Below are 22191 nucleotides of genomic sequence, written 5' to 3'. Positions count from 1 at the left end.
GTCGAAGCGCCCCGTGATTGCAAAGCATGTCGCGCCTGCCACGTGCATAGCTCCGCATCGTGTGAGCAGTGCGGGTCGCGTAAATTTAAAATTCTATGAAATTTAGAAGTTTTAAATTCCAAATTTCATAGAATTTTGCTAAACGCAAATTTTAAAATTTCATAGAATTTTGGAATTTCGGAAAGGAAAAGAGATGGATTATCTTTGCGCCCCTTGGCGAAGCGAATATTTTACCGAAAAAAGAAGCGGCTGTCCCTTCTGCGACGCGGCGGCGGATGCGGCGTTTGATGATCGCAACGGCGTGCTTTTTCGCGCGCGGCACTGCTTTGGGGTGATGAACCTCTACCCCTACAGCCCGGGAGCGTTTATGGTCATACCTTACGAGCACGTCGATAATATCGAGTGCCTTAGCGACGATGCGTGGGCAGAGATGAGCCGCTACGTGCGCGCCGGAGTGGGGATTTTAAAGCGCACTCTGGGCGCAAACGGCGTGAATATCGGCATGAACCTCGGCGCCGCTGCGGGTGCGGGTATCGCCGAGCATGTGCACTATCATCTCGTGCCGCGGTGGCAGCGCGATACGAATTTCATCACGACGATCGCAAACGTCCGCGTAAACGGCGTTTCGTTCGCCCCGCTTTTTGAGAAGCTAAAAGCGGCATTTGTAGAATTAAATTTAAAGGAGAGATAATGATCAGCGTAGAGCAGGCGATCGAGGATCTGAAAAACGGCAAAATGCTCGTTATGGTCGATGACGTCGATCGCGAGAACGAGGGCGATTTAGTGTTTGCGAGCACATTTAGCAGCGCGGAAAAGGTAAATTTTGCTATCACGCATGCTCGCGGAGTGCTGTGCGTGGCGCTTAGCCCGCAGATTGCGCAGCAGCTAGATCTAAATTTGATGGTCGATAAAAACACCTCGAGTCACGAGACTGCTTTCACCGTCACGATCGACGCAAAGGATGCCAAGACGGGCGTAAGCGCGTATGAGCGCAATATGACGATCGAGCTGATGTCGCGCGTGGGCGCTCGCGCGGATGATTTCGTCCGCCCCGGGCATATCTTCCCGCTCATTGCTAAAAGCGGCGGCGTGCTCGCTCGCACGGGACACACTGAGGGTTCAACGGATCTGTGTCGCTTGGCGGGGCTTTCGCAAAGCGCAGTGATCTGCGAGATCGTCAAAGACGACGGCGATATGGCGCGCAGGGACGATCTGGAAAAATTCTGCGCGCAGCACGGCATCAATATGATCTCGGTCGCGCAGATCGTGCAGTACCGCCTAAAGCACGAAACTCTCGTTAAATTTAGCGAGCCAAAAAGCGCTATGTTGTGCGGCGAAGCGGCGAAATTTTACGACGTGAGCGATCACGAGGGCAACGAGCACCGCGCCTATATTTTCGGCGAGCCCGAAAAGAGCGCGCAGACGAACGTGAAATTTCATAAAATTTCAAGCGATCTGGAATTTTTAAGCGATGCGAAATTTAACGATTTCATGCGCGATCTGGACATTTTGCGCAATGAAGGCGGCGTGCTTTTGATGCTAAAATCCGCGCAAAATCGCGCCGATTTTAAGAGCTTTGGCATCGGAGCGCAAATTTTAGCGCATCTGGGCGTAAGGAAAATTAAAATTTTAAGCAAGAGCGAGCCGAAAGACTACGCGGGGCTTAGCGGTTTTGGGATCGACATAGTTTGATAGCTCACATCGATTTGGACAGCTTCTTCGTCTCTGTAGCGAGGCTTGCCGATCCCATGCTTGCGGGCAAAAAGATCGCAGTCGTCGGAGGCGGCGACGAGGAGATTTTCGGCGGCAAGAGCGAGCTTGGAAGCGTGATTTTAAGCGCGAGCTACGAGGCCAGAGCGGACGGCGTGCACTCGGCTCAGCCCGTTAAAATCGCGCTCGGACTCTGTCCGCAGCTCATTTTGGTGCGCGCACAGCACGGCGAATACCGCAAAATTTCACGCGAAATTTATGAGTTTTTACTAAACTTTACGCCCGAGATCGAAAAATTTAGCATCGACGAGTTTTTTCTAAATTTACGCGGCACGGCATACGACGCAGACGCGCTGGGCTTTGCTGCGTTTTTGCAAAGCGAGATTATGCGCCGCTTTAGCCTTCCGTGCAGCGTCGGTCTTAGCGAAGCAAAACTGATCGCAAAACTCGCTACGGGCCTTGCTAAGCCCTTCGGCGTGCGGCAAATTTTAAAATCGCAAATCGCACGCGAGCTATCCGTCGTGCCGGTAGCGAAATTTTTCGGCATCGGCAAAGCGGCGCAAAAAACGCTCGGTAAATACGGCATCGTAAGCTTTGGCGACGCGCTAGCGCACAGAGAAATTTTTGAAAAAATGGGCGCAAATGGCAGGAAAATTTTCGCAGCCCTTAGCGGCGAGGATGAGGGCGAAGTCGTCTCAAAGCGCGAGCGCAAGAGCATCGGCTTTGGGCGCAGCTTCGCGCCGTGCGCCGATCGGGACGAGCTGCGGCGTAAAATTTTAATTTTGGCGCGCCATTTGGCAGGCGAAGTGCTCGCCAGAGGCCTAAAGCCCACGACGTATGATCTAAAGATCCGCTACAAATCGCGCGAAGAGTTTTCACACCAGATCAGCCAGGATAGGGCGTTTAGTTTAAATTTACTGAGCGAGACTGCGCTTGAGCTGTTTAGGCTCTGTGACGTAAAAAAAGGCGCGCAGATAATCCATCTGGCGCTAAATCTTTCAAATTTTAGCAGCAAATCGGGCAGCTCGCTGCTCTTTGGCGAAATCGATAAAAAGCAGCAGAGCTTAGATCGATCTTTAAGCAGGATTTGGGAAAAATTCGGCATCGAAAAGCTGAAAAAAGCGAGCGAAATTTGATTAAATTTAAAGGAAAAAGATGAAACTAGGCGAGCTATACTCGGTGATCTGCATAATCTTTGCGACGAATTTTAAAGGCGTGATAGATGAGCAGAAGTTGCGCAGCTTGGGCAAAAACTGGATCATCGTAAATAAAAATATCGAGAACAAAAACGGCCATGAGCTTTGGCAGAGGGTGCAGGGCGAGGACTATGCGGCGCTAGAGCGCGATTTTGAGGCGCTAAAAGGGGCGTTTGAGATGGATTTTTTCAAGCTCATAAGCGAAAGCGAAGTGGAGCTGTTTTATGAAAAATGCCGCTTCAAAAAGCCTTTTGCGGAGCTTAAAAGCGCTCATGCAGCCAATATGCTAGCGCTGCTTGCCATGATTTTTAAGCAAAACACGGACGCGAAATCGCATAAAATTTTGACGCTTTATCTGGTGCAATTTATCATTCCTAGCTTTTCCGCGCTTGCTACGCACTTGCAGATAAACGCCAAAAGCAGCTATTACAAGGCGCTCGGGTGGTTTTTGGCGGATTTTTGCCGCGTGGTAAAAGAGACGCTGGGGCTCAGGGTTTAAAGAAGTGGAATTTTGAAGCTTTGCGGTGCGAAATTTTAAAATTCTAAACGATTTTGGCGGCGCAGCATTCTATGGAATTTTAGAATTTTGCCTGCGCGGAATTCTAGCGACATGGAATTTTACAAAATTTTAAAATTTCGTAGTCTGCGAAATTTGAGATGAAATTTTAAAGGAAAAATTTGAATTACTGGAACGAAATTTACGCTCACTTCGATCCCGTGGCGTTCAGCGCGTTTGGCATAAATGTGCACTGGTACGGCATTATGTATGTTTTGGCGCTACTTACGGCGCTATTTATGGCAAAGTATTTTGTAAAAAAAGACGACCTTGACTTCAGCGATAAGATGCTCGATCGCTACTTTATCTGGGTCGAAGTGGGCGTCATTTTGGGCGCGCGGCTTGGATACATCGCGATCTATTCGGGCGAGGCGGCGTGGTATTTCAGCCATCCGTGGCAAATTTTTAACCCCTTTCATAACGGCGAGTTCGTGGGCATTCGCGGTATGAGCTATCACGGCGCGGTCGTCGGATTCGTGATCGCAACGGTTTGGTTTTGCAAAAAATTTAAAACCGATATGTGGGCGCTGCTCGATCTCGTGGCACTTAGCGTGCCGCTTGGATATTTTTTCGGGCGCGTGGGGAATTTTTTAAATCAGGAGCTTTTCGGGCGCGAAACGACCGAGCCGTGGGGGATTTTGGTGGGCGGTACATTGCGTCATCCAAGCCAGCTTTACGAAGCAGTTTTGGAAGGACTGGTAATTTTCGTGATTTTATTTTTCTACCGTAAATTTAAGAAATTTAACGGCGAGCTGATATGTCTGTATGCGATGCTATATACGGCGTTTAGATTTTTCGTAGAATTTTTTAGGCAGCCGGATGATGGGCTCGGTTTTATATTTTTAAATTTATCAATGGGGCAAATTTTATCTTTAGTGATGTTTTTGATAGCAGTTTTCTTAAAGCAGTCTTTGAAGAAAAAACTAATTTGCAGAAATTAAATTAATCTAAAGTTAAAAAGTAATATAATTTCTTTACAAAAATGTAAATTTTCGTTTAGCGGGGATTTATAATCATCTTTTTTAAGGAGAACCTATGCTAGGTCGCATTGAAGGCTTTACGGGCAGATCCATAGACGGCAAAAAAAGCCGCATTATGGCTTTGCAAGATGTGGCGCAAAGCATCAGCGGGCTGATTTTGGCCTGTTTTATGCTGTGTCATATGATATTTACCGGCACGATTTTGATCGGTAAGGGCGCGTTTGAGGGCGTCGTACATTTCGCCGAACCGGGCGGAATTTATTTCGTTACAAACATCGTCGCTTTTGTAATTTTTGTGATTTTCGTAGTTCACGCGTTTTTGGCGATGAGAAAATTTCCAGCTAATTACGCCGCTTATAGGGCGTTTAAAGCGCACAAAATGCGAATGAAGCATTGCGATACAACGCTTTGGTGGTTTCAGTTTTGGACGGGATTTTTACTATTTTTCTTTGCGGCGGCTCATATTTTAATGATCGTATTCGGTCCGAAAATTACTGCAGATCTTGCTATCGCGAGATTCGGACAGCTTCATCTATTTTATTTTGTTTTATTGATTTTCGTAGTAACTCACGCTAGTATTGGAATTTATAGGCTTTATATGAAATGGATCAGCATAGACGGCACGAAGGCGGAAATTCAAAGGAAAAGAGCCTTCATTAAAAAGGCGGTTTTCATCGTTTGGGGTGCATTTTTCTTGCTTTCGATAATCGCCGATTTCAAATGGTTAAGTTTAGAATAGGGAGCTTGGGATGAATGTAATATATTGCGATTCTTTAGTTATTGGCGGCGGTTTGGCGGGCTTAAGAGCTGCGATCGCTACCGGCGAGAAGGGGCTTAGCACCATCGTTTTGAGTCTAATCCCCGTTAAACGCTCGCACTCTGCGGCGGCTCAAGGCGGCATGCAGGCGTCACTGGGAAATTCCAAGATGAGCGAGGGTGACAATGAGGACGTGCACTTTGCCGACACCGTAAAAGGAAGCGACTGGGGCTGTGATCAGGATGTCGCTAGGATGTTTGCGCAAACGGCACCTAAGGCGATCCGCGAGCTTGCGGGCTGGGGCGTTCCTTGGACTAGGATTACTAGAGGCGAGCGAAGCGCTATTATCAATGCTCAAAAAACCACAATCACCGAAAAAGATGAGGTTCACGGGCTTATCCACAGCCGCGACTTCGGCGGTACGAAAAAATGGCGAACCTGCTATACCGCCGACGCTACGGGACATACTATGCTTTTTGCCGTTGCAAACGAAGCGCTAAAGCATAACGTCGATATTCACGACCGCAAAGAGGCGATCGCGCTAATTCACGCAAATAACCGCTGCTACGGCGCAATCGTGCGCGATTTGGTTACCGGCGAGCTGATTGCATACGTCTCAAAGGGCACGCTAATCGCTACCGGCGGCTACGGCAGAGTGTATAAACACACCACGAATGCCGTAGTGTGCGAGGGCATCGGCGCAGCTATCGCGCTTGAGACGGGCGTCGCGCAGCTTGGAAATATGGAAGCGGTGCAGTTTCACCCGACCCCTATCGTTCCGAGCGGAATTTTGCTTACCGAGGGTTGCCGCGGCGACGGCGGAATTTTACGCGACGTGGACGGCTACCGCTTTATGCCGGATTATGAGCCGGAGAAAAAGGAGCTTGCTAGCCGCGACGTCGTAAGCCGCCGCATAATGGAGCATATCCGCGCAGGCAAGGGGGTAAAGAGCCCTTACGGCGAGCACGTTTGGCTTGACATATCGATTCTCGGACGCGAGCATATCGAGAAAAATTTACGCGACGTACAAGAAATTTGCGAAATTTTCAACGGCATTGATCCTGCCGACACCGAGGTAATAACCGACGAGCAGGGCAGGAAGCGCGGCAAGGGCTGGGCTCCGATCCTTCCTATGCAGCACTACTCGATGGGCGGCATCAAAACAAAAGCTACGGGCGAGAGTCCGACTTTGGCGGGACTATTCAGCGCCGGCGAGGCTGCGTGCTGGGATATGCACGGCTTTAACCGCTTGGGCGGAAATTCCGTCGCCGAAACCGTCGTCGCGGGCATGATCGTGGGCGAGTATTTTGCGGAGTATTGCCAAGGACACGATGTCGATATCAATACGCACGATATCGAAAAATTCGTAGATAAAGAGAAAAATTATATTAAGAGCCTGCTTGAAAAAGAGGGCAAATTTAACGTATTCGAGATCAAAAACAAGATGAAAGACGTTATGTGGGATCACTGCGCGATCTTCCGTACCGGCGAGGGATTAGCCAAAGCCGTAAAAGAGCTCGAGGAGCTTTACAAGCAGTCCTTAGATGTCAAAGTAAGCAATAAAGAGCTTTTCGGAAATCCGGAGCTTGAGGAGGCTTATCGCGTACCAAAGATGCTAAAGCTTGCGCTTTGTATCGCCAAGGGTGCGCTTGATCGCACCGAAAGCCGCGGCGCACACTTTCGCGAGGACTATCCGAAACGCGACGATCTAAATTGGCTAAAACGAACGCTTGCAAACTGGAAAGAGGGCGATACTATGCCTACTCTAAGCTACGAGCCGCTTGATATTATGAAGATGGAGATGCCGCCTGCATTCCGCGGATACGGCGCCAAAGGCAATATCATCGAGCATCCAGACAGCGCCGTGCGCCAAAAAGAGGTCGATGAAATTCGCGAGAAAATGCAAGCCGAGGGCAAGGGCAGATATGAAATTCAAGAGGCATTGATGCATTATGAATTACAGCCAAAATACAAAGCACCTAACGAAAGAGCAGGTATAGGATATGAGTAGAAAAATAACAATAAAGGCATTTAAGTATAATCCGCTAAGCAAAATTTCAAAGCCGCACTTCGCTACTTACGAGCTCGAAGAGACCGACGGAATGACGCTGTTTATCGCGCTTAACGTGATTAGGGAAAAATTTGATCCCGAGCTAAGTTTCGACTTCGTTTGCCGCGCGGGTATCTGCGGTAGCTGCGGTATGCTCGTAAACGGCAAGCCGCAGCTTGCGTGCCGCACGCTTACTAAGGATTATCCGGACGGCGTGATCGAGCTTATGCCGCTTCCGGTTTTTAAGCTGCTAAAAGACCTCAGCGTCGATACGGGCAACTGGATGAACGCGATGAGCAAACGCGTAGAGAGCTGGATCCACACCGATCACGAAACCGACATCTCAAAGCTTGAGGAGAAGGTTGAACCGGAGGTTGCGCAGGAGGTTTTCGAGCTGGATCGCTGCATCGAGTGTGGCATCTGCGTGGCGAGCTGCGGCACCGCGATAATGCGAAAGGATTTCATCGGCGCCGTTGGTATCAACCGTATAGCGCGCTTTCAGATCGATGCGCTGGATAAACGCAGCGACGAGGATTTTTACGAGCTAATCGGCGATGATGACGGAGTATTCGGCTGTATGACGCTGCTAGGCTGCGAGGACAACTGCCCTAAGCACCTTCCGCTTCAAAGCAAAATCGCATATGTTCGCCGCAAGCTTGCCACTCAGGGCAAATGCGGCTGCGGTAAATAAAATTTAAGCGGGACCTTCCCGCTTAAATTTATCTTCCAATTTTATAAATTTTACCTCGATAGACGAATTCCAAAATGCTTGAGTCAGACAAGCGAAGTAGCTTTAAATTTAATACTATCCCAAGCGATAAAGAAGTAAAATACGAAATCGCTTAAGATCGCTAGCGAGGGATAAGGATGAACGAAGCAAAGCCCAAAGAGTTAAAGAAAATTCTAAATGAACGGCGTCAAAATGTGGAGCAGAGCTCTGGGAATAGTTTTAATCTTGAAAGCTTAAAATACCCAATTCAAATAAACGGAATCTGGAACTAAAAAATTGTCTAGAAATTTTAATGATAGAAATTCCAATATAAATATGAATACCCATTGTAAAAAAGAGTTGATAATAAAGGATTTTAGTGCCTTAATAGGTTTTTTCAAATTTTGTATATTAATATTGATCATAATACTTTCTCAAACAGGAATATTGTCTAATTTTGGTATTGAAAAATTTTCCGAATCAGAAGATTCTTATTTTTTCATTATTTTTTGCACTATTATTCCATTTATTAGAATTATTGAGCGCGATAAACCATTTAATAGGCGCTTTATAATTCTTAACGAAAAATTTATTTCGGTAGAAGCCGAAGGAATAAAAATCTTCCGAATAAATCTAGATGAAATTATTAAGATATCTAAAAATATGGATACTAGGACTTCTACACCAGAATATTTTCCAATTTCAAAAGAACTCTTCTATTTCTGTATATTTGCTACCATAATAACAATGATCTTATTTGTTTTTAAAGACTTTATAGTTGTATTTATATTGTTGGCTACAATATTCATTCTTCCAAAGAATTTAATTTGTACTACAATTGGCGGCTTAGAAGCAAACAAAATATATGATCGTTTGGCAATATATTCTAAAGATGGCATCATAATAAATATTTTTATAAATTCTAATAAAGATTATTCGGAATTAAAGAGATACTTTTTATTACATAAGAGTATTAATATAGATAATGTTAGAAAAGAATTTATGATATTTCACAAGGAGTTTAAACATGGATAAGAGAGAATTAAATGCGCAAATTGAGCTTGATCGCGCAGAAAAAGAATTTGTAAAATTTAAAGATAGTGCTCTGCTATTTTGTAATATAATTGAAGCTATGTTTCGTAAATTTAATATCCACTTAAGCTACAAAAGGCAAAATAGGCAAACTTTCGAAATCGCTAGTGAGGGATAAGGATGAACGAAGCAAGGCTCGAAGAGCTAAAGAAAATTCTAAACGAACGACGTCAAAATTTAGAGCAAGGCTCGCAAGAAAATTCTGACGCTCAAAATTTTGATGCCTTAAATTTTGATACTTCAAAATCCGATACCTCAAATTTAAATGCTTCAAATTTCGATGCCTCAGATTTAAACAATACAGATTCTAAAACTTTAAATTCTAATGATCGAAATTTAGACGGTCTAAATTTAAACGCAGAGCGCGGTAGAAAATTTCAAAATTTAGATCCAGACAATGCTATTTTATTTAAAAATTCTAAGGCTAGAGATTACGACAAAGAGCCGATAATCATCAAAAATTATGAAAAATTTTTTGTTTATGCGCGGCTTTTTATAATTCTTCCGGTATCGGGTCTGCCGCTACTTCTTATTCGAGATATTATAGACTTCGGATATATCAATACTTACGAATATTTGCTGTCCTGCATGGCGCTATTACTAATCGCCGTTATTACTTATATCTTTACCGCAATACGCAATAAACGCGAAATAAGATTTACCGATCAATACATAGAATTTTTAGATAAAGGGGTCGTCAAAAGGCAGTGCAAGGCGGAAGAGGAAGTATTGCGTAGAAATTTTTCAACTGAAAATTTTCGCACCTCATCTTTTATTGTGCTAGTTGTATTATGTGTCGGTTCTCTGGGTCTTTTCTTGGTAGCGCTAATTTTTATGTATATAACCAATATGCTTCTAAAACTAATCGTCTATTTCTATATTAACCATTCTTTAAAGGGATTTAAAATTTTCCCGTTTATAAAAGTCGCCAGACCTGGATATGGCAAGTATCTATACAATGCCGTTGTCGTATCGGCACACTACTATTTGATTTATTTGTATAGCAGTGAAATTTATGACGAAGTTAGAAAATACTTTTTGCAGAAAAATATAAATATAGACTATATTAAAAAGGACTATACGGTTTTTATCTAGGAGGGTATGCGAAGGGGCGGTAAATTTAAAACTAAAATTTCAATATTTTATGGTAGCCGCCACTAAATTTCGTAGCGATACCGAGTACAAATACGGTAAATTTAGCACTAAATTTTATGCGTAGAAGCGCTTGTTGAAATTCTAACCGCATGCCGCTGGGATAAATTTCGTCAGTAAAATTTTTGCACCTGCGGCATTTCTGCGCGGAATTCTATCGGTAAAATTCCGTATGCAAAATTTTGCGCCTAAACTCTCTTAAACCTCGCCCTGCGAATTCCGCTCGAGCGAAATTACCTTGTGAAATTCTGCCCGTTTATATTCAGCTAAGCTCACACTCGGTAATATTTGCCATTTTATTTGCGGAGGTTGCTTTGAAAGAGATAAAATCCAAGCTCATCATAGCGTGCTTGGTTGTTACGGCAGGCCTATTTTTCTTGATCGCAGGCGGTGCACTTATGGATAGATCCGAAACTCAGCCCGCGCAAAATTCCACGGTGAGTCGCGCCACAACCTCCGGCAACTCCTCCAATCGGCCGCTAACGGACGAGGATCGCGCTGCACGAGCGAGGTACCGGTACGAAAGGCTGGGCGCCGAGTTAGATTTGGACGAATGCGTAGTGCATGGCGATGAGCGAATGGAGTATTTCTGCAAGCTTTTGCGCTCCAAGGACACTGCGCGTATTCTGGCATTTATGCGAGAGCAGCGCATCACCGCGGGCGATCCGCTGCATTTTGGCATAACGGCGATAATGTATTCTAGCTTTTACAACGATGCAAACACCACCGAGGAGCTGATCTATCACGGAGCGGATATCAACCGCACGGACGATTTTTCTCATTCGGCGCTAAGCTATGCCATCGAAAATAACTCTACCGCCGCCGCGGAAGTTCTACTTAAGCACGGAGCTAGCTTTTCTAGCGTTAAATATGTTCGTCCGTGGCTTACGACTCCGGGACGCTGCGATTCCTATTTGGTCGCCGATACTAGCGATGCGCAGGTAAGGGAATATTACGAAACGCCTAAAAGCGAGGGTACTAGCGCGGTATCTGATCCGCTCTATTACGCCGTAGCAGGCGGATTTTTGCAGATGACGGAGCTTATGCTTAGCAGCGGTGTAAGACCTGAGATTACCGCTTGGACGGACGATAATTGTATTGCTTTTACGCTCAAACACCGCAAAGATAAGCGGCAGCCGAACTGCTCCATCTATCAGATGCTACCGCAGCGATATGACTCAAGTATGCTAAATCTGCTGCTTAAATACGATTTAGCAGGGCTTCCGGACGATGAGCGTATTCGAAAAAAATACGATGACTGCCGTAAGGATTTGGATACGTTGAGGAAGTATAAGAAAATATACCTAGAGCATATGGATGATTATTGTTACGATGAGATTATTTTGGTTTGGAGCTGGTTGGATAGCTTTAATTATGATATGGTCAGGTTTACTATGGCGGAGCAGCCAAAGGATTGGGAAAAGGGTGCAATCCGGCTTAACAGAGGCTCGCTGCCCGATCTTAATAGATGCGGCTCGGTAACGCCGAATACGGCGCTGCTGGGTATCTACGATACTCTTATAAAGCGCTATTCCGCGCTCTGCGGCGATGAGCTTAAGGGTGCGGGCGGCTTTGATCTGGATAAATTTTTTAGATATTCGCACTTAAAAGGCTTGGAATTTGATCTTAAAATAGAGTATGAGGGCAAGGTGATAAGAGTGGAGGAGTACGATAAAATTTTAAGGCGCGATGCGTCTAAGCAGCTAGAGCAAGCGGGATCCAAGACTGCAGATACCGCGTCCGCCAATGAGTAAAATTTCGTAGAGATTTTGGTTATGATCGCTACGTATTTGGCACAATTTTATAAAATTTTAATGATTTTAAATTTGTCGTTTTTCTTTAATATCTTGATCATCGCATATAGCATCTATATTTATATAAGATCGCGAAATATCATCTTTCTTATATTAATATGAGATAAATTTATATATAGCAGATCTCATAATTTATGAAATAATGTTAAAGATGGGTTAGAAATATAAAATTTTAAAATATTACAAATTCTAAGCCTAAACTTCTATCAATAATTTTTATTATTTAATGAATATTTTAATTTATATGTGTATAATTACAGATAAATTTTATTAGAAAGGAATAAATATGAAAAAACTAACCACTACTTCGGGTAATCCTATCGCGGATGACCAAAACTCCCTTACCGCAGGCAGCCGCGGCGGTATAATGTTACAAGATTATCAGCTACTTGAAAAACTAGCTCATCAAAACAGAGAGCGCATCCCTGAGCGCGCCGTTCACGCAAAAGGTAGCGCTGCATACGGAACCCTAGAGATTACGCACGACATCTCGCGATATACTAAGGCCAAAGTATTACAAAAAGGCGAGAAAACAAAGCTACTTTTGAGATTTTCTACCGTTGCCGGTGAAGCTGGAGCGGCTGATGCTGAGCGCGACGTAAGGGGCTTTGCGATTAAATTTTACACCAAAGAGGGCAACTTGGATTTGGTCGGAAATAACACTCCCGTCTTTTTTGTAAAAGACCCGTATAAATTCCCGGATTTCATCCACACGCAAAAGCGTGATCCTCACACACACCTCCGTTCAAATGAGGCAGCATGGGACTTTTGGAGTTTAAGCCCTGAGAGTATGCATCAAGTAACTATCCTGATGAGTGACCGCGGTATTCCGGCAAGTTACCGCCATATGCACGGATTTGGCAGCCACACCTACAGCCTTATAAATGACAAAAACGAAAGATTTTGGGTTAAATTTCACTTCAAAACCCGCCAAGGCATTAAAAATTTAACCAACGCTCAGGCCTCACAAATCATTGCAAAAGATCGAGAGAGCAATCAACGCGATCTTTTTGAGAGTATAGAAAAGGGTGACTTTCCAAGCTGGGATTTTAAAATTCAAATAATGACTCTACGGCAGGCAAAAGAGGTCAAATTTAACCCCTTTGATCTAACCAAAACTTGGCCTCATAAGGAGTTCCCGCTCATCGACGTGGGCGTCATGACGCTAAACCAAAATCCGAAAAATTATTTCAATGAGGTTGAGCAGGCCGCATTTAGTCCGTCAAATATAGTGCCTGGTATCAGCTTTAGTCCTGATAAGATGCTGCAAGCAAGGATATTTAGCTACCCCGATGCTCAAAGATATCGTATCGGCACGCACTACGCGCAGCTAGATGTTAATCGTCCTGTAAGCGAGGTCAATACTTACGTCGTGGGCGGCGCGATGAATAACGGAATGTATGAGCTTGACGATAAGGCTTACTATGAGCCTAACAGCTTTGGCGGTGCCAAAGAGGATCGTGCTTTGTTAGAGCCTGATATAAGCATAGAAGGCGCGATGCAAAGATACGATCACAGAGTCGAGGGCCAGGATTATTATTCGCAACCTAGAGCGCTTTTTGAGCTAATGAGCCAGAGCCAAAAATCGCAGCTTTTTAGTAATATCGCAGATAGCATGGAGGGTGTGAGCGAAGCGATAAAAGAGCGCGCAATAGGACATTTTGAAAAAATTTCCGCTGACTACGCAAATGGCGTAAGAGCCGCTTTGAAAGCAAAAAATTGACGAGATTAACACAGGCCGAAGAGCAAAGATATGGTGAGCTTTGCGCTATGGCGCTTGATTTTGCTAGGCGAGATGATGCTGACGAGCTAGAAAAGATGATAAAGGCGGGCCTTAGCGTAAATTTAAAATCCGCCAAAGGCGACACGCTTTTAATGCTGGCTAGCTACAATAACGCGCTAAAGACTGTAAATATGCTGCTCTCAAACGGCGCCAGAGTCGATGAGCGTAATGACCGCGGGCAAACCCCGCTCGCGGGCGCGGCCTTCAAAGGACATTTGGAGGTAGTCAAAGCTCTCGTAGACGCCGGTGCGGACGTAGAGGCTACGAGTGGTCTTGGTATGACACCATATGCCTTTGCCGTGATGTTTGGTAGGAGTGAAACGGCAAAATTTTTACTAAGCAAGCGTAAAAAGCAGGGATTGCTACAAAAACTGGCGGTTAAATTTTTAGGAATTTTAGCCAAAAAGAGCGCGCGAGCGGTTTAAATTTTTATGCGCCTTGATATTTGGCAGTTTAAAATTTACGCGTTTTAGCGCTTATACACGGTTTAAAATTTGACGTATTTTAGGGCCCGCATAGGGCGAAATTTCGGAGATTTTACTAAAGATGCAAGGATGGCTTGGAATTTGACACCATTTCTAACCTTTAGGATTTTGCTTCTCTCGCTTATTCGGTACGCAGGTACGGTGTCGTTTTGCGATATGCCAATAACGCAAGCCCTCTTTGTTTATCTAATATGGCGCGCTCTTTTATGACTATAAACGGCGCGCGGTTTTTAGGTTATAATTTAACTCTCTGCCGGCTTGGGAGATAGAATTTTATATTGCTCATTCGTCTGCTTCGCTAGTTTAGTGGTGTTTAGTTGCGCCTGCGTTATTTTGCTAGCGCTGCCTGTCTAATTCATATTTTTCCCTCCATCAGCTTTGCTACGCCTCCCCATTTCGTCTGAATTTAGCAGGTCTTGTTGGCTTCGCCCGTGGACTCAATTTTTACGATGAAATTTGGTATGATCTATTGCGATCCTTGTGGCAAGACTATAAATTTCCCTTCGAATCTTTTCAGAGTTTGTAAATTTTTAAGGTGTTTCAGCGCGCTTGGAATTTTATTGATTTTGGATCGAGCTTGTCTTGTAGCTGGATTTGGCTTAGTACTGCGGCTAAATTTTACAATTTTAGGTTCATCGATTAAGCCTTTTGTGCCGAGCCGATTATTATATGTAGCCTAATTTTGATATCTTAAGGATCGCGACTATAAGTTTTTAAATTCCATCTCCAGCTGCTTGCGCCAGTCTTGCAGCGAGCGCTCTACGTCCGCGGCGTATTTTTCAATAAGCGCGTCCGTTTTACTTAGAAACTCAAATAGCTTGCCTTCCCACACGGCGGGATTTAGGTTGCTTTGATGCATCGTTTTGATGTAAACCAGCTCCTTACTAAGGGCCTCGAGCTCGTCTAGATAGCTCTCGCGAGCGCTTTCGTCGTGCAGCTCTAGCCGCTTTAGATCTCGCAGTTTGTCCTCTAAAATATCGCAAAATTTCATATATCTTTGCGAGTTAAGCTCGGGGTCTGCGGCATCTGCGCGCGCGGAAGCCTTTTGGACCTGAAAATACACGAGCGCGCCCACCGCAAGGGCGACTGCGAACATCAAAGCGAAATTAGCCATTTTTTCTCCTTAAGCCGTCCAAGCCCACGACCGCGAGCCCGAACCAAATTAGCGAAAAGCTTAAAATTTTATAAGTCTCAAGCTCCTCGCCGTAGATAAATACCGCGATCAGCATGCTTAGCGACGGGCTGATGTATTGCATAAAGCCGATCGTAGATAGCGGCAGATACTGCGTGCTTACGGCGAAGGTAAGCAGCGGCAAAATCGTAATCAGTCCGCTTGCAAACAGCAGCGCGCCGCTTACGTTAAAGCCAAAGGCGCCGCTTCCTTTCAGCGCGCAGTAGATCAGAAACGCAAGCGCAGGCAGCAGCATCAGCGTCGTCTCGCAAAACAGCCCCTCAAAGCTAGGCACGCTTACTTTTTTACGTATGAGGCCGTAAAATGCAAAGCTAAGCGGCAGCACGAGCGAGATTATGGGAAGCCTACCCAGCGCGTAAATTTGCACGCCGATCGCCGCAAAGGCTAGCAGCAGTGAAAATTTCGCCGCCGTACTTAGCCGTTCGTGCAGAAACAAAGCGCCCAAAAGCACCGAAAATAACGGATTTATAAAATATCCGAGGCTGGTGGCTAAAATTTGATCGGAATTTACCGCGTAGATATAAATGCCCCAGTTCGTGCTGATAAGTAGTCCCGTACAAAGCAGCGTGAGAGCGATTTTAGGGATGCTAAGAAGCCGCGCGACGTTTTTTAAACGGTGCGTAAAGCAGAGAAAAACGAGCAGCAGTAGGAAGGACCAAACGACGCGATGCGCTAAAATTTGCACCGCGTCCACGTCCTTTATGAGCTTGAAAAATATCGGAAAAACGCCCCACATAACAAAGGTGGCAAGAGCAAGCATTAGCCCTTTAGCGCGATCGTTTTCCATAAAATTCCTTCCAAATTGCCTAAAGACGCTATTTTAAGATTTTTTGGGTTAATAAAAGCTTATTTGGGTATAATCGCAAAATTTTACGAAATCTAGGAGGGGCTATGAGTTGGAGTAGGACGTCGTGGAAAGATTATAAAATTTTACAGCAGCCGATCTATCAAGATGAAAGTGCGGTGCAGGCTGCTAAAGAGCGCCTTTACAAGCTGCCGCCGTTAATTTTCGCGGGCGAGGTTCGCAACCTAAAGGCCGAGCTTGCACGCGCCAGCGAGGGCAAGTCGTTTCTGCTTCAAGGCGGCGATTGCGCGGAGAGCTTTAATGATTTTAGCGCGAATAATATCCGCGATATGTTTAAGGTGATGCTTCAAATGGCGATCATTCTTACCTTCGCGGCGGGATGTCCCGTCGTCAAGGTAGGTCGCATCGCGGGGCAGTTCGCAAAGCCGCGCAGCAGCGACTTCGAAGAGGTTGGCGGCGTAAGTCTGCCTAGCTATCGCGGCGACATAATCAACGGCTTTGAGTTTAGCGAAGCGGCGCGCAAGCCAGATCCCGCTCGCATGATCGAGGCGTATCATCAAAGCGCTTCGACGCTAAATCTTCTGCGCGCCTTTTCTCGCGGCGGTCTTGCGAACCTGCACGAGGTGCATAAGTGGAATTTGGGCTTTTTGAAAAAGGGCGAGCTGGAGGCTAAATTTAACGAGCTCAGCGATGAAATTTCGCGCACGCTAAAATTTATGGAGGCGTGCGGACTGAGCGCCGCGAATTCTCCGAGCCTTGCCGAGACGGTGCTTTACACATCGCACGAGGCGCTGCTGCTGCACTACGAGGAGTGCCTGACGCGCATTGACAGCACCAGCGGCGATTGGTACGACTGCTCGGCGCACATGCTTTGGATCGGCGAGCGCACGCGCGGCGCGGACGATGCGCACGTGCATTTTTTAAGCGGTATCAAAAACCCTCTCGGCGTCAAGATCGGCCCTAGCGGCACTGCGGATGAAATTTTGCGCCTTTGCGACAAGCTCAATCCGCAAAACGAAGCAGGCAGGCTAAACGTCATCATCCGCATGGGCGCGGATAAGATCGGCGCGCGGCTGCCGCAAATTTTGCGCGAGCTAAAGCGCGAGGGCAGGGCGATCCTATACAGCATCGATCCGATGCACGGCAACACCGTCAAGGCCGCGAACGGCTACAAAACGCGCGAATTTTCTAAAATTTTAAGCGAGGTTCAGAGCTTTTTCGAGATTCACGCTGCGGAGGGCACGCACGCGGGCGGCATCCATCTTGAGATGACCGGTCAAAACGTCACCGAGTGCACGGGCGGCTCGTTTAACGTGACGCAAGAGACGCTAAAGCAGCGCTACGAAACGCAGTGCGATCCGCGCCTAAACGCAGATCAGGCGCTAGAGCTTGCGTTTTTGCTCGCCGATAATCTAAAAAAGGCGGAATAATCCGTCTTTCGGTGCGCGGGAATTCGGTCGCGGCTTGGAATTTTAGTCGTAGTTTTAGGCGTTTTGACGTAAGCTAGCGCCGCGATCGCGCTTTGCGCTTTAAATTTAATCGTATCTTGGCGCGGGCGATTAAAATTTACGCGGCTTGGAATACGGGGCGGCTTTTGGCGCAGTCTTAAAGCGGCTAAATATAGACGATTGGAAATTTATACTTCGCGCGAAAACGTAAGCCGCGTAAACCTGCCGCCCAAATACGAGCAATTGAAAATTTTTGCGGCGTCGCGCCGCGATAAAATTCCACTTTGCAGAGACTTGCAAACTTATTGGCGGCTAAATTTATCCTTGCAGACTTGCGGCTTAAAATTTAAATACGCTCTGCATAGAATTTTAAAATTTGCGCCGCCGTGAAATTTTAAAAATTTAGCGCTAAATTTGCAGCTCGAGGAATTTCATCTTTAAATTTCGCCGTGTAAATTTTGATCGCTCGCTTCTGTGTGTGCCGCCTATCTGTGTCGCTCAAGCTAGCGCCAGACTGAGCGGTAAATGTAGCTACGCAAGCTCGCCTCCGTTTTTTCGCACATAGTGGAGATTGCGGCGAGCTATCTGCGGCATTCGGCATAAGTACGGCGCAAAAGCTCTTGTTTGAGACGGGTGCGATGAACGCACGCTGCCGCAGTGATGTATGTTCGGTCGGCCCATGAACTTTCGCTTAATCCTTGATGATACATGCGTCGGACGAAAGCAGCTTTACGCCTGCTTTAAATTTTAGAGCGTTATTTCGCAGCAAATTTTAAACCGAAAATCTATCTTTCTGCTTCTAAAATTCAGGTTGAAATTCTACCTTTTGAGTTGCACCGTCGCGTATCGTGACGCTATAAAATTCCGTGCCTCAAATTTAAATCAAAATTCTGCGGCGCAATGAAATTTCAAAATTCTGCCGCGCAAAATTTACGCAAGGTTTTTGCTTGCGCGATCGCGCGATAAAATTCCTAGGACGCGCAACCCGGGCGAGATTTTAAAATTTAAAAATCCCGCACTCAAGAAAAAAGCGATAAAATTTTAGGCTCGCTTTTTGGATTTTTTTAGTACCAGCGCGACTACGGCGATCGCGACGTTTGCATCGTGCGTGATGCTAAGGCTTGCGGATTTGATATGAAATTTTTTACGGATTTTTTTACGTATTTTTAGATGCGGCGCGCCCAGAGCGTCTTTGTAAATTTTGGCGTCTTTAAAGCTAAATTCCGCGCCGATGCCGGTACCTAGCGCCTTACTAAGCGCCTCTTTGGCGGCATAGACGCCCGCGATACTTTCGTCGCGCAGTGCCGAGGAGCGCTCGGATTTTTTCAAAATACGCTTTAGAAATTTCGCGCCGTATTTTGTGCGCAGCGCCGCGATCCTGCGTACCGCGGTTATGTCCGTGCCGATCTTTATCACGGACGAACGCCCCACGGTTTAAATTTAATCACGATTGCAGGCTCTCTTTAATCTCGACATCAATGATCTTATCGCCCTGCCTGATCGCGTCCAAAACCGCTAGGCTAGGCTGATCTACGATACGACCGAACACCGTGTGCACGCCGTCTAGGTGCGGCTGCGCGCTGTGGCAGACGAAAAACTGGCTGCCGCCCGTATCGCGCCCCGCGTGCGCCATCGAAAGTGCGCCGCGCACGTGCTTGTGCTTTTGGCGGTCGCATTCGCACTTTATGCGCCAGCCCGGGCCTCCCGTGCCGGTGCCGCGCGGGCAGCCGCCTTGGATTACGAAATTTTGAATTACGCGGTGAAAATTTAACCCCTTGTAAAACCCGCTGCGCGCAAGGCTAGCGAAATTCGTAACCGCCTGCGGAGCTTCATCTGCGAAAAGCTCCAGCTTCATATCGCCCTTTTCGGTTTTTATCACGGCGTATTTATCGCGCGCCAAAGCCGCTGCGTCGATGTCGTAAATTTTTAAGCTTTCCATTTTTTCTCCTATGCGATGTTGGTGTAAACTGCCTGCACGTCGTCGTCATCCTCTAGCCGCTCTATTAGCGCGTCTATGTCGCCCAGCTGCTCCTCGCTAAACTCGTGCTTTTCGTTAGCGACGAATTTTAAGCTTGCGCTGATGATCTCAAGCCCTATCTTTTCGATCCCTTCGTTTAAAGTGCCGAAGCTTTCGTATTCGCCGTAGATTAGAAGCGTCTTTTCGAGCTCGCCCTTGTCGTTTTCAAACTCGTTGATCTCAAGCTCGCTAAGACCGAAGTCGATGAGCTCAAGCTCCAGCTCCTCGATGTCGCGGCTCGGTAGTTTGGTCTCAAAAACGGCCTTGTGCGAAAACATAAATTTCAAACTGCCGCTCGGCAAAAACTCGCCCTTAGCTTTGTTTAAAATCGATTTTACGTTTGCGACGGTGCGGGTCGGGTTATCGGTGGCGCATTCGATTATTAAAAGCGCGCCGTGTGGCGCCTTGCCGTCGTAAAAGATCGTTTTGATATCGGCGCTATCTTTGCCGCTAGCGCGCTTGATAGCCGCGTCGATGTTGTCTTTGGGCATATTTTGCGCCTTTGCCGTGGCGATCGCGGCGCGCAGCTTGGAGTTCATCAGCGGATCTTCGCCGCCCTCTTTCGCAGCCATCGTTATGGCTTTGCCCAGTTTTGGGAAAAGTTTGCTCATCTTCCCCCATCTAGCTTCTTTTGAAGCGCGTCTGTATTCAAAAGCTCGTCCCATAAAATTCCTTAAAGCTTAAATTTAAAAACGGGTGATTATAACGAAAAACCCTTAAATTTCAGGAGCGGGCGTTGAAATAAAATTTATTAAGTCGCAGTGCCGTAAAAACGGCGTTTCTACGCATTAAAAGAAGTAAAATTTTAATCTATTTTTAGTAAAATTTAATCTTATTATAACATATTTTTTAAAATAAGATGTCTAATATTAAATTTTAAATGACGACATTATTTAAAAAAACCGCTCTTTGTTTAACTTCCTTTGGCAAGTATTTTGCATAGGAACGATAAGTCTCGTTCAAATCCTTATGACCCATCATTTTGCAACCCACCCACATAGGCTCCTCTCCACGACTTAGCATAATGGAAGCAAAGGAGTGCCTGGTGTCGTAAAGCCTGCGAATATTATAGCCAAGTTTTACTTGCAGATCATTAAATTTAAGTCGCATCATAGACCGAGAAAGCCTAAAAATACGCCGGCCTTTGTCGCCGCCATCAAGCTTTATGAGTTCATTGTAGACGATTTGTAGCATATCGATCGTGCGGTTGCTGGATTTAGTTTTAGGCGAATCTACGATGCCGATGTCTGAAAGTGTTTTATTTATTCGAATCTGCCTATTTTCAAAGTCGAGATCGCTAAAAGTAAGGGCTAAAATTTCACCAGTTCGAGCGCCGGTAAAGAACGCCACTACTAAAAACAGTCGTAGCTCGTTGTCAGCATTTTTAATAAGCTCTAAAATTTCATCAAGACTAAACGGCGGAAATTTTTCGTCCTCTAATTCATCGAGGTGTTGCTTAAATCTAGGAATAAAAAACGGATTTTTGGAGATTATGTCATTACTTACGGCGTATCGAAAAATCATCTTAAAAAAAGAGCAATAGCCGCTAATAGAGCTATCCTTTAAGCCTTTGCCCTTACAAAATTTAACGAATTCTACGCTGTGGTGCCTCTCAAAGTCGGCTAAGTAGAAAATACTATTAGAGCTTAAAAATTCCGTGATCGTATGGCTCATAATTACGTAAAGCCGCCTAGTTTTATCCTTTAAAAAGGACTTCTCGGCAAGGAGACGATCGATTACGCTATCAAAACTAAACTCGCTAGAATTTTTAATAGTGCCGGTGCCTTTCTCCCCCTTTCTAAGGAGCCTGTCGGTCTGCAAGTCCTCAAGCTCGCGATACCGGCGTCTAGCCTCCGCGATATCGGATTTAGAGCCTAAAAATAAATCATAATTTTTACGAACGAAATCAAACGCCAAAGGCGATTTTTTAAGACCCGTAGCGCGGCGAATTCTAACGCCGTCCTTTTGGCAATCAATATAAAAACGTCCGTGCTGCACATAGATATTTTTATTTTTTTCTAAATTTTTCATACGAGTAACTTTATCAAATTTTAATTAAAAGTAAGCGAAAAAGCGCTATCTTTAAGGTTAAAATTTTTTGAAATAAAAATTTTTTGCTTAAAGTGCGATTTTATGGAGCTTAAAAATCTTAAAAAGAGCAAAAAGGCAATTAAGAAAAGCAATTTTTTACAAAATCTCGCTAATAATTAACTTTTATTTTTAAACTTTATATAATAAAATAGTTATAAAACAAAATTGTCATCGCCATTAATTCAATTAAGTAAAAGTTACATAAAAAGTTTAAGCTTTTACAAAATCTCGCCCTCCCTTACTATAATGTAAAAAACAAATTTAAAAAAAGGGAAAAAATAAAATTTAGATAGAGTCTGTGTTGCTGAAATTTTAAATTTTTAGAATTTTAAATTTTAATTATTTTGACATGTA

At 45.3% G+C, this 22191-nt stretch carries 21 protein-coding genes; 15 read left to right on the top strand and 6 right to left on the bottom strand.

Going from position 1 to position 22191, the window contains the following annotated elements:
* Window positions 1-193: 193 nt before the first annotated feature.
* From Q0323_RS00105 to Q0323_RS00040, 14 genes are all read left to right on the top strand, one after another.
* On the top strand, window positions 194-691 hold the full coding sequence (locus tag Q0323_RS00105; protein ID WP_298050389.1) for an HIT domain-containing protein: 498 nt from the start codon (window positions 194-196) through the stop codon (window positions 689-691).
* Entirely contained in the window at window positions 691-1692 is a 1002-nt protein-coding gene (locus Q0323_RS00100; RefSeq protein WP_298050387.1) for a bifunctional 3,4-dihydroxy-2-butanone 4-phosphate synthase/GTP cyclohydrolase II, read from the top strand. The genes Q0323_RS00105 and Q0323_RS00100 overlap by 1 nt, the downstream gene beginning before the upstream one ends.
* Entirely contained in the window at window positions 1689-2846 is a 1158-nt protein-coding gene (locus Q0323_RS00095) for a DNA polymerase IV (protein ID WP_298050385.1), read from the top strand. Before Q0323_RS00100 ends, Q0323_RS00095 begins: the two co-directional genes overlap by 4 nt.
* A 19-nt stretch (window positions 2847-2865) precedes the next feature.
* Window positions 2866-3405, top strand: coding sequence for a hypothetical protein (locus Q0323_RS00090; RefSeq protein ID WP_298050383.1), 540 nt, complete (start codon window positions 2866-2868; stop codon window positions 3403-3405).
* A gap of 179 nt (window positions 3406-3584) precedes the next feature.
* The gene (gene lgt / locus Q0323_RS00085; protein WP_298050381.1) at window positions 3585-4403 is read left to right on the top strand and encodes a prolipoprotein diacylglyceryl transferase; all 819 of its coding nucleotides are present in this window, start codon (window positions 3585-3587) and stop codon (window positions 4401-4403) included.
* A 94-nt stretch (window positions 4404-4497) separates the two neighbouring features.
* Window positions 4498-5181 carry a fumarate reductase cytochrome b subunit gene (locus Q0323_RS00080; protein WP_295151987.1) on the top strand — a complete coding sequence of 228 codons (684 nt, stop codon included), beginning with the start codon at window positions 4498-4500 and terminating at the stop codon, window positions 5179-5181.
* Between the two features lie 10 nt (window positions 5182-5191).
* Window positions 5192-7210 (top strand): fumarate reductase flavoprotein subunit, encoded by a 2019-nt coding sequence (locus Q0323_RS00075; RefSeq protein WP_298050379.1) that lies wholly within the window; start codon window positions 5192-5194, stop codon window positions 7208-7210.
* Window positions 7203-7940, top strand: coding sequence for a fumarate reductase iron-sulfur subunit (locus Q0323_RS00070; protein ID WP_298050377.1), 738 nt, complete (start codon window positions 7203-7205; stop codon window positions 7938-7940). Before Q0323_RS00075 ends, Q0323_RS00070 begins: the two co-directional genes overlap by 8 nt.
* A gap of 465 nt (window positions 7941-8405) precedes the next feature.
* The gene (locus tag Q0323_RS00065) at window positions 8406-8993 is read left to right on the top strand and encodes a hypothetical protein (RefSeq protein WP_298050375.1); all 588 of its coding nucleotides are present in this window, start codon (window positions 8406-8408) and stop codon (window positions 8991-8993) included.
* Window positions 8986-9168, top strand: a complete 183-nt coding sequence (locus Q0323_RS00060; protein ID WP_298050373.1) for a hypothetical protein — start codon at window positions 8986-8988, stop codon at window positions 9166-9168. Before Q0323_RS00065 ends, Q0323_RS00060 begins: the two co-directional genes overlap by 8 nt.
* A 2-nt stretch (window positions 9169-9170) precedes the next feature.
* Complete coding sequence (locus tag Q0323_RS00055) at window positions 9171-10145, top strand: hypothetical protein (RefSeq protein ID WP_298050372.1); 975 nt, start codon at window positions 9171-9173, stop codon at window positions 10143-10145.
* A gap of 371 nt (window positions 10146-10516) precedes the next feature.
* Window positions 10517-11956 carry an ankyrin repeat domain-containing protein gene (locus Q0323_RS00050; protein WP_298050370.1) on the top strand — a complete coding sequence of 480 codons (1440 nt, stop codon included), beginning with the start codon at window positions 10517-10519 and terminating at the stop codon, window positions 11954-11956.
* A 346-nt stretch (window positions 11957-12302) separates the two neighbouring features.
* Window positions 12303-13739, top strand: a complete 1437-nt coding sequence (locus tag Q0323_RS00045) for a catalase (RefSeq protein WP_298050369.1) — start codon at window positions 12303-12305, stop codon at window positions 13737-13739.
* Window positions 13736-14224, top strand: a complete 489-nt coding sequence (locus Q0323_RS00040) for an ankyrin repeat domain-containing protein (RefSeq protein ID WP_298050368.1) — start codon at window positions 13736-13738, stop codon at window positions 14222-14224. The genes Q0323_RS00045 and Q0323_RS00040 overlap by 4 nt, the downstream gene beginning before the upstream one ends.
* A 763-nt stretch (window positions 14225-14987) precedes the next feature.
* Here Q0323_RS00040 and Q0323_RS00035 read toward each other — a convergent pair.
* Both Q0323_RS00035 and rarD read right to left on the bottom strand, forming a co-directional pair.
* Window positions 14988-15398 carry a hypothetical protein gene (locus Q0323_RS00035; RefSeq protein ID WP_298050366.1) on the bottom strand — a complete coding sequence of 137 codons (411 nt, stop codon included), beginning with the start codon at window positions 15396-15398 and terminating at the stop codon, window positions 14988-14990.
* Window positions 15391-16263 (bottom strand): EamA family transporter RarD, encoded by an 873-nt coding sequence (gene rarD / locus Q0323_RS00030; protein WP_298050365.1) that lies wholly within the window; start codon window positions 16261-16263, stop codon window positions 15391-15393. Before rarD ends, Q0323_RS00035 begins: the two co-directional genes overlap by 8 nt.
* A 104-nt stretch (window positions 16264-16367) precedes the next feature.
* Between rarD and Q0323_RS00025 the strand changes: the two genes are divergently transcribed.
* Window positions 16368-17711 carry a class II 3-deoxy-7-phosphoheptulonate synthase gene (locus Q0323_RS00025; RefSeq protein WP_298050363.1) on the top strand — a complete coding sequence of 448 codons (1344 nt, stop codon included), beginning with the start codon at window positions 16368-16370 and terminating at the stop codon, window positions 17709-17711.
* A gap of 1059 nt (window positions 17712-18770) precedes the next feature.
* Here Q0323_RS00025 and acpS read toward each other — a convergent pair.
* The 4 genes from acpS to Q0323_RS00005 all read right to left on the bottom strand — a co-directional run bounded on the left by acpS (window position 18771) and on the right by Q0323_RS00005 (window position 21777).
* Window positions 18771-19145, bottom strand: coding sequence for a holo-ACP synthase (acpS, locus tag Q0323_RS00020; RefSeq protein ID WP_298050361.1), 375 nt, complete (start codon window positions 19143-19145; stop codon window positions 18771-18773).
* A gap of 28 nt (window positions 19146-19173) precedes the next feature.
* A complete protein-coding gene (locus Q0323_RS00015; protein ID WP_298050359.1) occupies window positions 19174-19668 on the bottom strand; it encodes a peptidylprolyl isomerase in 495 nt (164 codons plus the stop codon).
* 8 nt (window positions 19669-19676) lie between these two features.
* The gene (locus Q0323_RS00010) at window positions 19677-20411 is read right to left on the bottom strand and encodes a YebC/PmpR family DNA-binding transcriptional regulator (protein ID WP_298050358.1); all 735 of its coding nucleotides are present in this window, start codon (window positions 20409-20411) and stop codon (window positions 19677-19679) included.
* Between the two features lie 211 nt (window positions 20412-20622).
* Complete coding sequence (locus Q0323_RS00005) at window positions 20623-21777, bottom strand: tyrosine-type recombinase/integrase (RefSeq protein WP_298050357.1); 1155 nt, start codon at window positions 21775-21777, stop codon at window positions 20623-20625.
* Window positions 21778-22191 lie beyond the last annotated feature (414 nt).

This window comes from uncultured Campylobacter sp. (assembly GCF_938030145.1).
In the GTDB taxonomy this organism is placed as follows: domain Bacteria; phylum Campylobacterota; class Campylobacteria; order Campylobacterales; family Campylobacteraceae; genus Campylobacter_B.
The sequence above is the reverse complement of the archived record's forward strand: the minus strand, read 5'-3'. Positions and strand labels throughout refer to the sequence as shown.

Coding starts and splice junctions, on each gene's coding strand:
- Q0323_RS00100 (WP_298050387.1), top strand. CDS start 691: ATGATCAGCGTAGAGCAGGCGATCGAGGATCTGAAAAACGGCAAAATG.
- Q0323_RS00055 (WP_298050372.1), top strand. CDS start 9,171: ATGAACGAAGCAAGGCTCGAAGAGCTAAAGAAAATTCTAAACGAACGA.
- Q0323_RS00080 (WP_295151987.1), top strand. CDS start 4,498: ATGCTAGGTCGCATTGAAGGCTTTACGGGCAGATCCATAGACGGCAAA.
- Q0323_RS00005 (WP_298050357.1), bottom strand. CDS start 21,777: ATGAAAAATTTAGAAAAAAATAAAAATATCTATGTGCAGCACGGACGT.
- Q0323_RS00090 (WP_298050383.1), top strand. CDS start 2,866: ATGAAACTAGGCGAGCTATACTCGGTGATCTGCATAATCTTTGCGACG.
- Q0323_RS00010 (WP_298050358.1), bottom strand. CDS start 20,411: ATGGGACGAGCTTTTGAATACAGACGCGCTTCAAAAGAAGCTAGATGG.
- rarD (WP_298050365.1), bottom strand. CDS start 16,263: ATGGAAAACGATCGCGCTAAAGGGCTAATGCTTGCTCTTGCCACCTTT.
- Q0323_RS00070 (WP_298050377.1), top strand. CDS start 7,203: ATGAGTAGAAAAATAACAATAAAGGCATTTAAGTATAATCCGCTAAGC.
- Q0323_RS00075 (WP_298050379.1), top strand. CDS start 5,192: ATGAATGTAATATATTGCGATTCTTTAGTTATTGGCGGCGGTTTGGCG.
- Q0323_RS00035 (WP_298050366.1), bottom strand. CDS start 15,398: ATGGCTAATTTCGCTTTGATGTTCGCAGTCGCCCTTGCGGTGGGCGCG.
- Q0323_RS00025 (WP_298050363.1), top strand. CDS start 16,368: ATGAGTTGGAGTAGGACGTCGTGGAAAGATTATAAAATTTTACAGCAG.
- Q0323_RS00045 (WP_298050369.1), top strand. CDS start 12,303: ATGAAAAAACTAACCACTACTTCGGGTAATCCTATCGCGGATGACCAA.
- Q0323_RS00015 (WP_298050359.1), bottom strand. CDS start 19,668: ATGGAAAGCTTAAAAATTTACGACATCGACGCAGCGGCTTTGGCGCGC.
- Q0323_RS00105 (WP_298050389.1), top strand. CDS start 194: ATGGATTATCTTTGCGCCCCTTGGCGAAGCGAATATTTTACCGAAAAA.
- Q0323_RS00060 (WP_298050373.1), top strand. CDS start 8,986: ATGGATAAGAGAGAATTAAATGCGCAAATTGAGCTTGATCGCGCAGAA.